The 14,223-nt window shown below is 38.7% G+C and carries 17 protein-coding genes and 5 pseudogenes; 13 read left to right on the forward strand and 9 right to left on the reverse strand.

Annotated features, from left to right (window positions below; translation table 11 throughout):
• Window positions 1-4: 4 nt before the first annotated feature.
• Complete coding sequence (gene modC / locus LRQ06_RS16385) at window positions 5-1,084, forward strand: molybdenum ABC transporter ATP-binding protein (RefSeq protein WP_232768122.1); 1,080 nt, start codon at window positions 5-7, stop codon at window positions 1,082-1,084.
• 30 nt (window positions 1,085-1,114) lie between these two features.
• Here the strand turns inward: modC and LRQ06_RS16390 are convergent, their stop codons facing one another.
• On the reverse strand, window positions 1,115-1,624 hold the full coding sequence (locus LRQ06_RS16390) for a phage integrase N-terminal SAM-like domain-containing protein (RefSeq protein ID WP_232768123.1): 510 nt from the start codon (window positions 1,622-1,624) through the stop codon (window positions 1,115-1,117).
• A 259-nt stretch (window positions 1,625-1,883) separates the two neighbouring features.
• Between LRQ06_RS16390 and LRQ06_RS16395 the strand changes: the two genes are divergently transcribed.
• The gene (locus tag LRQ06_RS16395) at window positions 1,884-2,336 is read left to right on the forward strand and encodes a GNAT family N-acetyltransferase (protein ID WP_232768124.1); all 453 of its coding nucleotides are present in this window, start codon (window positions 1,884-1,886) and stop codon (window positions 2,334-2,336) included.
• A gap of 127 nt (window positions 2,337-2,463) precedes the next feature.
• Entirely contained in the window at window positions 2,464-2,763 is a 300-nt protein-coding gene (locus LRQ06_RS16400; RefSeq protein WP_232768125.1) for a hypothetical protein, read from the forward strand.
• 408 nt (window positions 2,764-3,171) lie between these two features.
• Here LRQ06_RS16400 and LRQ06_RS16405 read toward each other — a convergent pair whose 3' ends face one another.
• A complete protein-coding gene (locus LRQ06_RS16405; RefSeq protein WP_232768126.1) occupies window positions 3,172-4,197 on the reverse strand; it encodes an IS110 family RNA-guided transposase in 1,026 nt (341 codons plus the stop codon).
• 93 nt (window positions 4,198-4,290) lie between these two features.
• Between LRQ06_RS16405 and LRQ06_RS16410 the strand changes: the two genes are divergently transcribed.
• The 3 genes from LRQ06_RS16410 to LRQ06_RS16425 all read left to right on the forward strand — a co-directional run bounded on the left by LRQ06_RS16410 (window position 4,291) and on the right by LRQ06_RS16425 (window position 6,841).
• Complete coding sequence (locus LRQ06_RS16410; protein WP_232768127.1) at window positions 4,291-5,274, forward strand: hypothetical protein; 984 nt, start codon at window positions 4,291-4,293, stop codon at window positions 5,272-5,274.
• Window positions 5,275-5,386: 112 nt separating this feature from the next.
• Entirely contained in the window at window positions 5,387-6,268 is an 882-nt protein-coding gene (locus LRQ06_RS16415; protein WP_232768128.1) for a hypothetical protein, read from the forward strand.
• A gap of 279 nt (window positions 6,269-6,547) precedes the next feature.
• Entirely contained in the window at window positions 6,548-6,841 is a 294-nt protein-coding gene (locus tag LRQ06_RS16425; protein WP_232768129.1) for a hypothetical protein, read from the forward strand.
• Here LRQ06_RS16425 and LRQ06_RS16430 read toward each other — a convergent pair.
• Window positions 6,839-7,267 (reverse strand): annotated as a pseudogene (locus LRQ06_RS16430) (IS110 family transposase); the annotation flags it as partial. The gene LRQ06_RS16425 and the pseudogene LRQ06_RS16430 sit on opposite strands and share 3 nt — an antisense overlap.
• 95 nt (window positions 7,268-7,362) lie before the next feature.
• On the opposite strand from LRQ06_RS16430, the pseudogene LRQ06_RS16435 reads away from it, so the two are divergent.
• Both LRQ06_RS16435 and LRQ06_RS16440 read left to right on the forward strand, forming a co-directional pair.
• Window positions 7,363-8,213 (forward strand): annotated as a pseudogene (locus tag LRQ06_RS16435) (aminoglycoside 6-adenylyltransferase).
• 161 nt (window positions 8,214-8,374) lie between these two features.
• Window positions 8,375-8,905 (forward strand): GNAT family N-acetyltransferase, encoded by a 531-nt coding sequence (locus LRQ06_RS16440; protein WP_232768130.1) that lies wholly within the window; start codon window positions 8,375-8,377, stop codon window positions 8,903-8,905.
• A 72-nt stretch (window positions 8,906-8,977) separates the two neighbouring features.
• Here LRQ06_RS16440 and LRQ06_RS16445 read toward each other — a convergent pair.
• A pseudogene (locus LRQ06_RS16445) lies at window positions 8,978-9,127 on the reverse strand (IS110 family transposase); the annotation flags it as partial.
• Window positions 9,128-9,218: 91 nt separating this feature from the next.
• Here LRQ06_RS16445 and LRQ06_RS16450 point away from each other — a divergent pair.
• Window positions 9,219-9,983, forward strand: a complete 765-nt coding sequence (locus LRQ06_RS16450) for a polysaccharide lyase family 20 protein (RefSeq protein WP_232768131.1) — start codon at window positions 9,219-9,221, stop codon at window positions 9,981-9,983.
• Between the two features lie 59 nt (window positions 9,984-10,042).
• On the forward strand, window positions 10,043-10,900 hold the full coding sequence (locus tag LRQ06_RS16455) for an SDR family oxidoreductase (protein WP_232768132.1): 858 nt from the start codon (window positions 10,043-10,045) through the stop codon (window positions 10,898-10,900).
• Window positions 10,901-10,962: 62 nt separating this feature from the next.
• On the opposite strand, the gene LRQ06_RS16460 is transcribed toward LRQ06_RS16455, so the two are convergent.
• From LRQ06_RS16460 to LRQ06_RS16470, 3 genes and pseudogenes are all read right to left on the reverse strand, one after another.
• Window positions 10,963-11,280, reverse strand: a complete 318-nt coding sequence (locus LRQ06_RS16460) for a CcdB family protein (protein ID WP_232768133.1) — start codon at window positions 11,278-11,280, stop codon at window positions 10,963-10,965.
• Window positions 11,280-11,525 (reverse strand): type II toxin-antitoxin system CcdA family antitoxin, encoded by a 246-nt coding sequence (locus tag LRQ06_RS16465; RefSeq protein ID WP_232768134.1) that lies wholly within the window; start codon window positions 11,523-11,525, stop codon window positions 11,280-11,282. The genes LRQ06_RS16460 and LRQ06_RS16465 overlap by 1 nt, the downstream gene beginning before the upstream one ends.
• A gap of 82 nt (window positions 11,526-11,607) precedes the next feature.
• A pseudogene (locus LRQ06_RS16470) lies at window positions 11,608-11,789 on the reverse strand (IS110 family transposase); the annotation flags it as partial.
• A 235-nt stretch (window positions 11,790-12,024) separates the two neighbouring features.
• Between LRQ06_RS16470 and LRQ06_RS16475 the strand changes: the two are divergent.
• Window positions 12,025-12,465: a GFA family protein gene (locus LRQ06_RS16475; RefSeq protein ID WP_232768135.1), complete on the forward strand. Its 441-nt coding sequence runs from the start codon at window positions 12,025-12,027 to the stop codon at window positions 12,463-12,465.
• Between the two features lie 15 nt (window positions 12,466-12,480).
• Here the strand turns inward: LRQ06_RS16475 and LRQ06_RS21135 are convergent.
• Window positions 12,481-12,591 (reverse strand): annotated as a pseudogene (locus LRQ06_RS21135) (type II toxin-antitoxin system RelE/ParE family toxin); the annotation flags it as partial.
• A gap of 15 nt (window positions 12,592-12,606) precedes the next feature.
• On the opposite strand from LRQ06_RS21135, the gene LRQ06_RS16480 reads away from it, so the two are divergent.
• A complete protein-coding gene (locus LRQ06_RS16480) occupies window positions 12,607-13,071 on the forward strand; it encodes a GNAT family N-acetyltransferase (RefSeq protein ID WP_232768136.1) in 465 nt (154 codons plus the stop codon).
• Window positions 13,072-13,102: 31 nt separating this feature from the next.
• Here LRQ06_RS16480 and LRQ06_RS16485 read toward each other — a convergent pair whose 3' ends face one another.
• Window positions 13,103-13,339, reverse strand: coding sequence for a hypothetical protein (locus tag LRQ06_RS16485; protein WP_232768137.1), 237 nt, complete (start codon window positions 13,337-13,339; stop codon window positions 13,103-13,105).
• Between the two features lie 321 nt (window positions 13,340-13,660).
• On the opposite strand from LRQ06_RS16485, the gene LRQ06_RS16490 reads away from it, so the two are divergent.
• The gene (locus LRQ06_RS16490) at window positions 13,661-14,164 is read left to right on the forward strand and encodes a DUF1543 domain-containing protein (protein WP_232768138.1); all 504 of its coding nucleotides are present in this window, start codon (window positions 13,661-13,663) and stop codon (window positions 14,162-14,164) included.
• The last annotated feature ends 59 nt before the right edge of the window (window positions 14,165-14,223 follow it).

The raw sequence follows: 14,223 nt of genomic DNA on the forward strand, positions 1-14,223 counted from the left end.
TTTTTTGAGTGATATTTACGCCAAATTCTGTATTCGTCATGAGTCGTTTGTCCTTGATGTGAATTTAACGTTACCCGGCGCGGGTATTACGGTTCTTTTCGGGCATTCCGGTTCCGGGAAAACCACCTGTCTGCGGTCGATGGCCGGTCTGGAGCAGTTTGAACACTCTTATTTTTCTGTGGGTGATGATATCTGGCAGGATTCGGATCGCCGGTTATTTGTGCCGACCTATCAGCGTCCTATGGGGTATGTTTTTCAGGAATCCGGTTTGTTTCCGCACCTGTCGGTGAAAGCGAATCTTCTGTTCGGGAAAAAACGGGTGCCGTCGTCTGAGCGGCGGATAACGCTGGACGCTATGACTGAACTGCTGGGAATCGGTCATTTGCTGGACCGGGCACCGCATCAGCTTTCCGGCGGAGAGAAGCAAAGAGTCGCCATTGCCCGGGCACTGTTAACGTCGCCCAGACTGCTTTTGATGGATGAACCGCTATCGGCACTGGATGTAAAACGCAAGCAGGAAATTCTGCCGTATCTGGAAAAGCTGCGTAGCGAACTTTCCATTCCGATTATTTATGTGACGCATTCTGTTCAGGAACTGGCAAGGCTGGCTGATCATGTGGTGGTGTTTGAAAACGGGTCCATTCTAGTCAGTGATACGGCGCAGACGGTGATGTCTGATCCGCGTTTTGAGAATGTGTTCGGCAGCGAAGTCGGCAGTATTTTTGATACCACAGTGGCGGAGTATCTTGATCATAACATTACCCGGCTGGATGCCGGAGGTGTTCCGATTCTGGCCCCCAGAGTCATCGGGGAAAAGGGCGATCAGTACCGCTGCCGTATTCTGGCATCAGACGTGTCGGTTTGTCTGGATGAGCCGCACGGAACGTCTATGCTGAACCGTCTTCCAGCCAAAATTGCCGATATCCGTCTGCCGGATGTCCCTAATGGCCATGAGATTCTGGTACTGCAGTTTGTCAACGGATTGAAGTTACTGGCCAATATCACGGTGAAATCACATCATGATTTAAACCTGCATACCGGTATGAATGTTTGGTGTCAAATTAAGTCGGTTGCGTTGACCTGACTTAGAGTTTTAAATACGAAAGGGGACTTTTTACGCCACTTGCTCCAGTACTGTTCTTCCCTTGGCTTGCCAGATTCGAATTGCACCATAGTCAAAATCAATATCATGATAACGCAAGCGTAAACATTCCATTAGCCTGAGACCTGATCCGTACAGCAGTTTTATGGTCAATTCGTAGTTAGGTGGAATGTGGTTCATTATTAACTGAAGTTCTGTTGTAGTTAATACGGTTGGTAATTTTTGATCACGTTTCGAGCGGACAAAGTTTAAGTTTAGATCGAGCGGAATTTTAATTATTTCCTTATAGAGGAAAACAAGTGCATTAAGTGCCGACGCCTGTGTTTTTGCGGCAACATTTCGTTTTACCGCGAGAAATTCAAGGAATTGCGTTACGTCATTGTCTCCTAGTTTTGCCGGGTGTTGTTTTTTATGAAAAAGGATGTAGAACTTAATCCAATAAAGGTATGAATTGATGGTGTTTTTGGAGTAATGCCGGGCAATCATGGTTTCTTTTATCGATTGTAAAAAGAGAGAACTCACAAACTTATCCTTACGGTGTATATAAAAACAGTAAAATGATAGTTTGTATTTAAAATTAACTAATAGGCATCATTCCGCTTTTTCTGATGATGTTCATATTAATTCATACATTAATTAGCAATGATTACATAATCTTATGATAATATGATTCGTAGGTTGTAAGGAGACTATGCCGAATTTTTGGTGGAAACTATACGGAATTTTTCGGTATATTAAATTGTTAAACGGCATACACAACCATCCGCAGGAGCCTTCAGTAATGTCTTCAATCCAAATCCGAGCAGCTGTCGAGAGTGACGTAAAAGATATTCAACTATGTGCACAACAGGCGTACGTAAAGTATGTGCAGCGCATGGATAGAGAACCTGCACCAATGCATGCTGATTTTACGAACCAGATCGCTAGCGGTTGTGTATCCGTTGCTACAAGTGAGTCGGGTTTGGTGGGCTACGTGGTGGCCTATCCGGAAGGCAGCAAATTTATGCTTGAGAGCGTTGCCGTGCTGCCCGACTGCAGTGGTCGAGGTATCGGGAAGCTATTGATCGAGCATGTCGAAAAGACCGCGAAGCAGGCGGGGTATAAGACCGTGGAGCTCTACACGAATGAAGCAATGACGGAAAACATCACGATGTACCCAAAGCTCGGGTACGTCGAAGTCGGCAGAAAGCGCGACAGTGGATTCAATCGTGTATTTTTCAGTAAGCCGTTATAGAAAAGCGAGGCAAAGAGAAAATGCTGCTTAACAAATCGCTTTTGTCGGACAATTTCTCCACCGCTTCGCGGCTACACAATTGCCGCAAAGCTCCACGTTATATTGTTTTTCAAGTTCAGGGATTAAAATGGGTGAGTTATTTAACACTCTGATGGTTTGTGCGGTGTTGGCTTCAATGTTTCCGCTCATAAAATCCAGCAAGAGTTTTTATGATGAATGGAATGAAATGGAAAATGAGCATTGGCGTTCTAGAGGGGCTCCACCGTTCGTAGTGTTCCATTTTGGTATGTTCTTATTTTTCCCGATGCTTTTCGGTAAAGATCTGGATCAACTGAATAATAAGAGGTTGATAAAACTTAGAAATGATCTCAGGTACAGCTTTGCTATTTTTTCGCTACTGTTGCTCGCATCCCAGTTAAATCAATAAATTGGTTTTGGCGGCATCAATATACAAAGCGTTTAAGGCGGATTCACAACGCTTGGCGACTTGAGTTCAAATTAGTTTTAGTGTTTAAGGCACAATGGGTTAGGTTTGATGGTTGGCGTTGCTCACCACTTAACGCGGCTACATGGATTCCCCCGGTTGTCAAACATCCGCTAAATTTCAAGTGATGGTTTTGGACTGCCGCTCTACATTCGGTCTTTATATCGATGATTCGCAACATCGTGACCCTGATGACTTTGCGCGACTGCGGTGCCTTATTCGTTAGATGACATCTAATGTGTCCGCCGCATTAACAGGCTCTCCGCAAGTGGTCTTAACCTATCTCCATCCATTGCGTCTGCTATGACCCGGTTGGTGTTCTCTTGTTACTTTGCTTGAGTTAATGGTTATTTAAGCTACGTAATTTTCATATTCTGTTTGGTTGTGTAGTAGAGACCATATTATTCGAGCATTTTTTGCCGCGAGTGCCACAATCGCCCGATTCATTCCTCGCCGCTCTAACACTCCACGGCACCATTGACTGAGCCTATCTTGTTTGTCATCTAAATTTGCAATTACAGTTCGCGCACCATGGACAAGTAAAGTACGTAAATACTTGTCGCCATGCTTGGTTATTCTCCCTAATCTAGTTTTGCCACCTGTGGAATATTGTTTGGGAACCAATCCAAGCCAAGCAGAAAAATCTCGGCTTTTATCAAATTGAGAGCCATTACCAATAGAGGCCATAATAGCTGTTGCAGTTTGTGGGCCAATTCCTCTGACCTTCATAATACGTTGAACGTTATCACTTACCTTTGAAAAGGCATCGAAGACTTGCTCAGTATCCGCAATACGTTGGTTGAGTTGTTCAAGATGGTAGTAAGCATCTGCAATAACGGTTCTAGCTAGGTGTGGAAGTTCGTTTTCTGCGTCTTCCAGTATGGTAGGGACTTGCTTCATTAATGAAGAGCGTCCAACCGGAATGATGAGACCAAATTCAGAAAGTAAGGCGCGAATACGGTTCATTAGAGCAGTACGTTCGCGAACCCAATGCTCGCGCATTCGATGAACGGACAGTATGGCTTGTTGCTCAGGAGATTTTACTGGGACGAATCGTGTAGATGAGTGTTGGACAGCTTGGCAAATAGAAACAGCATCATTAAGGTCATTTTTACCTTTAGTACGATGTGGGATGACATATTTAACCGCCATAATACGAGCATCATGTCCTAATTTATTAAGCGTTCTCGCCCAATAATGTGCACCGCCACACGCTTCAAGTCCTATACGTATAGGTGGCATATTTGCTATGGTAGTGAGTAATTTAGAGCGAGTAACAGATTTATGAAGAACTACTTTACCTTTCACGTCAACGACATGAATACTGAAATGATTTTTCGCTAAGTCTATACCGCAAAAATAAGAATGATCAGACATGGTGCCTCCAGTGTTAATAATTACCACCTAAGTGTGGTAGATCCTCGGGAGGGGGAATCCATGTCATTCGTTAAGTTTCTAAAGAGGATATTTATGCCAATTAGCTTAAAAACGCAAAAAATGCTTTGGGGAAAGGCTGCAAGTCGTTGTTCATTTCCTGATTGCAAAAAGGAATTGGTTATAGACGCAACGCTAACAGATGATGAATCGTTAGTTGGTGAAGCATGTCATATCGTTGCAAGAAGTGGAGATGGCCCCCGCGGTTCATCTGATTTAACGGCAGAACAGCGGGATAAATATGCAAATCTTGTTCTTATGTGTAACGTTCATCATAAAATTATTGATGACCAACCTGATAAATATACGGTTGAAATGCTACATGATTTCAAGTCGAAACATGAGGAATGGGTAAATCAATCACTATCTATTCATGATCAACATGTTCAAAGAGATGAACTCGTTTATGTTTCATATATTGAAGAATTTGAAAACTACATCGACATAACTGAATGGAACAATTGGACTAGTTGGGTATTCTTTGGTGGTCAGCCTCAGCTATCGAAAGAAATGAAATCTAAACTTGATGCATTGAGAGGCTGGTTATTTAGTCGTGTATGGCCTAATCGTTATACTGAACTTGAGTTTGCATTTGAGAATTTCAGAAGGGTTCTATCGGATTTTTTGAACACGTTTGAGGAACATTCTAAAGAGCATGGTGAGCATATGCTCATTACCGAAAAATTTTATAAGATCAATGAATGGAACCCTGAAGTTTATAATCGCCTAGCTAATAAGTTTGATTATCATTGTCATCTTGTTGAAGATTTAATGCTTGAGTTAAATCGTGCTGCTAACTATATCTTCGAGAAAGTGCGTAAATTTATCCTATTTACATATCGACTTGATGTCGGATTATTGTATGTCACGTCTGGTCCTCATATGGATTTATCTATGCATCATTATCGCACTCAATATCTACCAGATCAGAAAGTTGAGTTTCCATATCCAGGACTGGAAAAGTTTTCATCTAAAGTTCGTTTTGAACGAGATATTTGGTTCGGTGATAAAGAAACTTAACAAGTCGAATCAATTGACAAAAATACATGTCACGAATTTTGGTTCCCAAAATGTAGCGCCATATATTTTTGCAACTGTTCTCAGCGTTATGTTTTTTTAGTTCGGAGTTAGCATGGTAGATGCCAATAACCTTGATAGATTAAAAGCTTTAATTAGCTTGAAGTCCCGATGTCTATATTGGGCACAGTTTTGTAAATACACCTCTAGAAGTACTTTTTATTCAGATCTCAATGATGAAGTTAATATACCATTAATTTATATTTTGAATGATGAGTTCACTAACATAAGTGGTAGGGACGAAATAGGCCAATTAATACGTAAATGCACAGAGGAAAACAAGTATTTTGACTTCTTGGAAATAAATAACTCTAACTTCGATTATGAGCAAGTTCATAGAGATTTAAGAGATGTTTATGTCTGGCAAACTGATAATCAAAACCATATGCTTATTACTCGCTTCATTGTTCATGCATTTTCTGTTTTTGAGTTTTGGGTTTGTAAAGCGTATGACTCTATAAAAAGTCAATATAAAAGTAAGAATTCAAAAATGAAAAGATTGGAATCGCAGTTGAGTAAGTATGTTGAATCTTACAACGCTAACGATGGTGAATCGATGGAATTTATAAAAAATGAAATTTTTAACAAAACCAATGCTTATGTATCGTCACGGGAGAAAATTGACTTCGTATTGTCTAAAATAGAATTTGTTAGTTTAAAGGATGAAAAAAAGCGTGATGAAGCTAAAGAGCTAGTATCGTTTTTGTTTAATTTTAGAAATACAATACATAATGTCATGGTTAACAAGTCTGGAAAAGATTTTAAAATTGAAACTAATAGCGCTACGGTTGAGCTATTGAATGATCGCTCTCCTAACTACGAAAACTATGCCAAATTTATTCATTCAATTCATTTACTTGTTGATCTGTATAGTGATTTATTTATGTACTTAAATGAACATATTCCGAACTCTCATGAGTTAACAAATGAATTTTAGCTAAAATAGTCACTGAAGAAAAACATAACAAACTGTTTAAGAGTGATTCGCAACGCGTGGCATTTTTACTATGCGTTGCGTTTAGTGTTTAAGGTGGTATGCGGCGGCATTGCGTTGCTCATGTAACCCTCCCCGAAAAACTGTTCGCTGGTAATTAGAGTTTTCCCGTTTACACTGAAATAAACGTGAGCGGCAGCGCCGGGAGCAACAAGCAGCTAACAAAGCATTGCAGCGGACAAGCCGCTGAATGCGGCGTTATGAATTTAAGGGGCAATTAAGTTGATAAAGAAGTATGCAGGCATTAGTTGTTACGGTTCTTTTTTAGTGGCAGCCATTTTGAGTTATCTTCCCGTTGAGGGTTGGTTTGAGATGGTTTTGAAGACATTAGTATTGTTATTTGTATTGCATATGATTGTGTACTCGTTTGTTGTGGCAGTATCAGCAAAACGTACTCGTAATAAAGTTCTATTGGTCTTATTTGCAGTTTTATTTCCTGCTGGGTCTGGTTTTGTGCTGTATTACTGTAAAGGTAGTAAAGAAGGGAAAGTGATAACTGACACATCCAACTCATAACAAACGAGTATGGTTCATTAGAGCAGTACGTTCGCGTACCCAATGCTCGCGCATTCGATGAACGGACAGTATGGCTTGTTGCTCAGGAGATTTTACTGGGACGAATCGTGTAGATGAGTGTTGGACAGCTTGGCAAATAGAAACAGCATCATTAAGGTCATTTTTACCTTTAGTACGATGTGGAATGACATATTTAACCGCCATAATACGAGATGTCCTAATTGATTAAGCGTTCTCGCCCAATAATGTGCACCGCCACACGCTTCAAGTCCTATACGCACAGGTTGCATATTTGCTATGGTAGTGAGTGATTTAGAGCGAGTAACAGGTTTATGAAGGACTACTTTACCTTTCGCGTCAACGACATGAATATTGAAATGGTTTTTCGCTAAGTCTATTACCGCAAAAATAAGAATAATCAGACATGGTGCCTCCAGTGTTAATAATTACCACGTAAGCGTGGCAGATTCTCGGGAGGAGGAATCCATGTCATTCGTTATCTTGATAAAAAATGAGGAAAAATGAATTCAGAATATACGGGCTTGCTAAATAAGATTAAAAATTATGTAGTTAACTGTAAGAAGATTAATGCTCTTGCTTTAATTGGATCTCATTCAAAAAATGACAATTTAAGCGATGAGTATTCAGATTTGGATTTAATTATTATTACTAAACATGTAGATGATTTTTTTTAGATGATACATGGTTAAAATCTATTGATGAAGTATGGATGACATTTACTGAATCAGTTGCTAAGGCAAACCACTGGGAAAGGCGCGTTATTTTTAAAAATGGCTTAGATGTTGATTTCATTATCATCGATGAAGAGTTGTTACTTCATAAAAATGACCAATTACTAATTGCAAAAGAAATTTGCAGTAAAAATATTTGCGTTTTAATAGATAAAAAAGAGTTACATTCTGCTTTGAGTGGGCTTCATACACAACCAAAGCTATTTCTCACTCCATCATTTAATGAATTTAATAATATTGTAAACGATTTTTACTTTCATTACCTATGGGCATATAAGAAACTAATGCGTGGTGAATATTGGGTGACACTTCAATGTTTAAATGGATATTTAAAAAATAAGCTTCTGATAATGCTAGAATTTTATGAACATGCTCTGAATGGAAATAATTATAATACTTTTTATGGTGGAAGATTTATTGAAAAGTGGGTAGAACCTGATATCCGTCAGGACTTTTCAACATTATTCAGTCGAAATAATCCAGATGAAATGAAAAATATACTAAATAATAATTTTGATTTCTTTACTAAAATTTCTATGGATACTGCAGAAAAATTGAATTATTCTTTCCCAAAAGAAGAAAAAGATAAATTGAAAAAATGGGTTCAAGAACACTATTGACTATGCAATATGGAATAGCAAAATAAAAATCGCATGAATCAAATTTTCTTAGGCATGTATCCTGCTTTTTCGGCTTATCCGGCAGAATAAACACCATGAAAATAGGTTATGCGGGCTTTATGTGCTTTCAGTTGAACGATAAATAGTCGAGAATTTCTAGTATGGAATTATCCCAATTTACTTCATCAAATATGGGTGAAATTATTGCCTTATTTACTCAAGTCTTCTCAGATTCCGAGGGAGTAACTGAAGGAGAAGTAGTAGGTCACTTAGTTACCGAGTTGTTGGCAGATAAAGACAAAGTTATTCCTTTTGTTGCCATGGATAGTGGTGAAATAATAGCCAGTATCTGTTTTAGTGAATTGGTGTTATCAAGCCATGAATCAGCTTTCATCCTATCTCCTGTTGCCGTGAAAACAAAAGAGCAAGGAAAGGGGATTGGGCAAAAACTCATTAATCACGCGCTTAATTATCTTCGCTCTCAAGGTATCGATTTTGTGTTTACGTACGGCGATCCGAATTACTATTCAAGAGTCGGATTTCAGCAAATTAGTCCAGAGCAAATAGAGGCACCATTCGAGTTAAGTTATCCTCATGGTTGGTTAGCTCAGTCATTAAACGGAAAAGACTTAGCGGTAGTAAAATGTAGCACTCAGTGCGTTAGTGCATTGAATAAAAGAGAGTATTGGTAATACGCACATAACAAGCAATTAAACCATGACTTGCAACACGTGGCATTTTTGGTTTGCAGGTGGTTTTGTGTTTACGGAGCAGTGCAGTAGATTTGCGAATATCCCTAACAATTTGTTTCTTTTAACAGTTTTGCGTAGTACACACTTGCCATATTCATCAACGCCATGAATACTGAAAACATTCTTGGCGAGGTCAATGCCAATAGTTTGAATGGTGGACATAGTCACCTCCGTATTATCAACGTGTCATGAGGAACTATGGCACGTGGAGTGTCAGGTCGAGGGAGTCCATATCATTCGTTAGGAGGCTACCATGACAAAATCATACATATCACAAAATGTGTCTATTTTAATAGCACTAATACTAACCTTAAGTGCGTGCTCAACGATAGATAGAGGTAATTTTAGTCACTTCAAACGTTCTCTCAATACCAAAAATTACGGTTACTCGATTATAGAAGATCCAACAAAAACTGCTCCGACAAAAATGATTGAAAAATTTGAGGTAAGACCAGGTGACTGTGGAAGTGGTTCTGGTGGGAGTGATTGTGCAAGAGATCGTGAAAGAAGTGAGTTGTCCGAAGCGAATAAAAGCAATTATCCAGGAAGTGAGTTTTGGTATGGTTGGCACATTTATTTTCCAGAAGATTACCCGAATGTTTACCCAACAAAAGTTGCACTTGGACAATTCCATCAAGATAAATCGCATCCAGTATGGATGTTTCAAAACTCAAATGGCGGTTATCATTTAGACGATCAAGTACATGGTAGAACAAGAAAATACTACAAACTCATTGATGAAAGCAATCTCAGAGGTAAATGGCACAAAATTGAGGTTCATGCCCGGTGGGCTAAAGATGAAAGCGGTTTTTTTAAAGTTTATGTCAATGGAGAAAATAAAGTGAATTACACTGGGCAAACGATGGATGCCCAACGAGTTTATTTCAAGTACGGTATTTATCGTTCTTTTATGTCAAGGTATAAAAACGCAAATAACAGTGACAAAGTGCCAGCTCAAACAGTTTATTTTTCTAATGTAAAGAGGAGTAAATCAAGAAAAGGTTTGCTTCCAGAATAAGGACAAGGATGACGGGTTCTACCCTAATTTAGCGGACACATCGAAAAAGAGGTAACCAAATGAAAAGAATTTTATTGGCAGGAGCAACGGGTTACTTGGGGGGCTATATTGCTAAGGAGCTCCAACATCGGTCCTGTTTTTTTAGAGCTATTGCTCGAAATCCAGAAAAACTTGAGAAAAATAATATTAAGGCCAATGAAATTCTTAAAGCTGAACTGACTGATCCAGATTCCATCAAAGAGTGCTGTAAAGGCATCGATATTGTTATTTCAACTGTTGGTATCACGAAACAAAAAGATGGCCTTACTTATATGGATGTAGACTTTCAAGCCAATATGAACTTGCTGAAAGAAGCTCAAAAAAGTGGAGTTAAAAAATTTATTTATGTTTCAGTGCTAAATGGGGAAAAACTACGTCATTTAAAAATATGCGACGCAAAAGAGCTGTTTGTTGAGCAGTTGAAACAGTCAGGGATAGATTATTGTATTGTTCGTCCAAATGGGTTCTTCTCTGATATGTCAGAATTTTTTAACATGGCAAAAAAAGGGAAAATATATCTTTTCGGAAAAGGAAAGTTTAAAGCGAATCCTATCCATGGTGAAGATTTGGCAACTTTTTGCGTAGATGTTATCGACAAGCCTGATAAAGAAGTTGAAATAGGTGGTCCCGAAACTCTCACTCAAAATGAGATTGCATCGATAGCATTTGATATTTTGGGTCGTAAACGAAATATAATTTATATCCCGGAAGTGGTAAGGGTTGCTATTCTAAAACTGGTAAAATTATTCACCGGAAGCAAGTTTTATGGCCCAGTTGAATTTTTCATGACTGTTATGTCAATTGACATGATTGCGCCTGAATATGGCAAGCACACGTTAAAAGAATACTTCATAAAATCGAATAACCCAAATGCATAACAAGGCAAATTAACTCAAATGCAAATTCCGTTGCGCTCCATTGGCACTGGTTATTTGCAGCGTTAAATGCCAGTAATCAAAAAGTCTATAGCAGCGACAATTTCGTTTCTGAACACGCTCAGCTCGTTGACTGGGGTCGTAAGGATTTTAGTTGGTACACTAGCCATTTGTTGAGTAAGAATCACAAAGTCACCTTCATCAATATGGATTGTAGGACACAGATGGCTAGGGGCTTTTTTCTCTAGCAGCTCGATGGGAGTTAAGGGAATAACTAAGCGAGTATTCAGTGAATCTAGTAACTCGCTTTGGACATCAACAAAATATGGGTAAGCGCTCGCGGTGCCCTTATCGTTGTTTTTATAAAGCGTAAATTGTGACATTAGAATACTCGGTATGAATCGGAAAATAGTCCGTGTTTTGCAGTTAAGTCATTACAAGCTTCTATAGCTTCGGCATTTTGTTCTAACCATTCGGCTTTCAATTGTTGTTTTACTTCTTTTTCCAAAGCCTTTTCCATTGTTGCTGATAGGTTGATATTTAGGCGCTTAGCTTCTGCGAGTAACTCACTGTTTATACTAAGGTTTGTAGCCTTTTTAGGTGCATGTGTGCTATATGTGTTTCTCATAAAGTAATCCTATGCGCATTAATGGTGCGCATTAAATATAGATGAAAGCTAGGCATATAACAAATGAACATGGCGTTAATAATTAATTTTTCACCATATTCTCATCCCACAGACTGCCGTCCATTAGCATTGAATTTAGGATCACAACCACCTTTCTAACACAGGCAATAATAGCTACTTTTTGGGTATCCCTGCCCCAGGTAATCGTTGGTAAGTGTTCTTAAAAACAGGGTTAGATTGTATTGCAGACATCATCGCTATATACGACCGTAGGTGATAGGGTTTTCACGACGATTATTTTTTTTAACTGAGACTTGAGTGAAAGATTTATGGGTATCAAACCCAATAAAAATCATGGTATCGTTATTCGTGTTAGCTTCTGAATTTAGTGCCAGACAAACTAATTATGGCTCTGGCTTAGCTAACCTACGAAGCAGGAGGTTAGCAGCTTCGTGGGAGTCATTATGTCGATGTTCTCAATTACTAAAGGTGATAATTAATGAATAAAAAAGAAGATCGTTATAAGTACTTAGGTTCCTGTTTGTGCGGATCGATAAAATATTCTGTGTCGCATGTTGAAGAAAAAATGGCTCATTGCCACTGTAATATGTGTAGAAAATTTCATGGAGCGGCATTTGCTACGTTCGGAGAAGCAAAAAAAGCCGATTTTAATTGGTTGAGTGGCGAAGAATTAATTAAAGAATATTTGGCTGATAATGGTACAAAAAGGCTATTCTGTAGTAATTGTGGGTCGAGTCTTGTATTCGTTCCATCCAATGATAGTGGTGAATATGTTGAGTTTTCATTAGGCACAATAGATTCTGAAATTCAGCAAAAACCTGATGCTCATATATTCACAAATTATGGTGCAAATTGGTATCAAATAACAGATGATTTACCTCAATATGAAGAAGATCGAAATAGTGCAAAAAAAACGTAACTGAGTGAGGCGTTGTTATGCGCCAAAGATTGGATTCACATCCATACTTTTATGCAAAATTTTGATGATCTGGATGTTTTGGCTACCAATTTGTTGATAAAAAATAACATGTCTTCCTTGTGGAAATAGAGAGGAATTCTGGTGTACCAAATATATAATGTTAATAATTCCCCGAAAAGCGTGATTGAGTGTGCTAAATACATTCATTCAAAGTGGGGCTCCCAAGAAAATTATTCCTACTTTGAAAATGCAATTCTCAATTCAGGTAAAACAGAAGATTCGATCCCACAGTTTTATGTGCTTGTAAATGGCGATGAAATCGTTGGTTGCTTTGGTCTTATCATCAATGACTTTGTTAGCAGGCACGATCTTTATCCTTGGTTTAGTTCCCTATTTATTGAGCCAGAGCATAGAGGAAATAGACTTAGTAAAACTATGTTCGATTACGCCAGTAAAGTTGTTAAGTCGATGGGGTATTCATGTATGTATCTTACAACAGATCATACTAGTTTCTACGAGAAATTCGGTTGGGTACGTATTGAGGATGCATATGAACTATCAGGAGAAGCAACAAGAGTGTATTGTAGAGCGGTAGCACATGCCTAACCAGATAATTGAACATAATTGGTCTCCCGCTCTAATTACTGTTCTTTTCGAGCAATGCGTCGCGACGTAACTCCAGTATCTCTTTGATTAGTTTTTCTTTAGCCGTAATTCCAAAGTGTTGAGCGTAGTTATTGATCTTTACGATATCGTTGTTGCTCAAACGGTAAACCTGGTTTTTGAGTACTTCCTTCGCTTCTTTTTTTATAAACCCTTGTTGTTGAAGTAGTTGAATAATTTGTTGATCTTTTTCAGAAAATTTTCTTGTCATAGCTAACCAAACAGAGTGTTGGGCGGATGTATTGCTTTAGGGCGATAAGTCTATAGCTAAGTTATGTCATTTTTATTGCTATGATAGGGAAACGTGATGAGTTAGTTTGGGGGAGAGTGGTCGATTTTGCTTCACCTGAATAAAATCCAATCAAAGGCGATTTATCAGAAAAAAATAGCCGGATGGGAATCAACGTATTTTGAGTTTGAATTGGTCTGTGTGTTTACGGCACAATGGGTTAGATAAGGTTGCAGTGTTGCTCACTGCTTAGTTGGGCTACATTAGCTGTTAAACATTCACCTCGGCATAAGAAGTAAACTGATGGATAAATTATTCATGGTGTATTTGGGAGGAAGTGCTCCCAAAGCCACTATAGAATTGCACGACATTCAATTCGTTGTTGCTGATAAAATCGAAAATACCTATGAGCAACTGAAAGCCAATTGGTTTGGTCGTACTAAAGGCTTGCACTTAGACAGTTATAAAGAAATTAAAGGTGCTGACGGGTACCGGATTTCTTTGGAAAATGAACCACAACTCAATGAAAAGAAATTGTATTTTGTCAATCTTGGTGGTTACCAAAAAGACAAATTAAATGAGCTCCATGAGTTTGGTTTGTTTGTTGCCGGTAGTGCAACCGAAGCGAAAAAAAGAGCAAAAGAATCTTTGCTCCAAAACGTGTCGCACCAACATAAAGACAATCTCATGGAAGTTGACGATTGCCTGCAAATTGGCAGCATCAATGGTAAATATATTCACTTACATGAAAGTGAAGAAAGCTTCGGCCTTACACCGGATTGGTTTGGCTACAATCTTATTGGCTAAATGCAATTGTCAACACGCGGCTGACAAATAGATTCAGGTCACGCTTAAGGCACAATGGG

This window comes from Vibrio salinus, from assembly GCF_021272385.1.
In the GTDB taxonomy this organism is placed as follows: Bacteria; Pseudomonadota; Gammaproteobacteria; order Enterobacterales; family Vibrionaceae; genus Vibrio; species Vibrio salinus.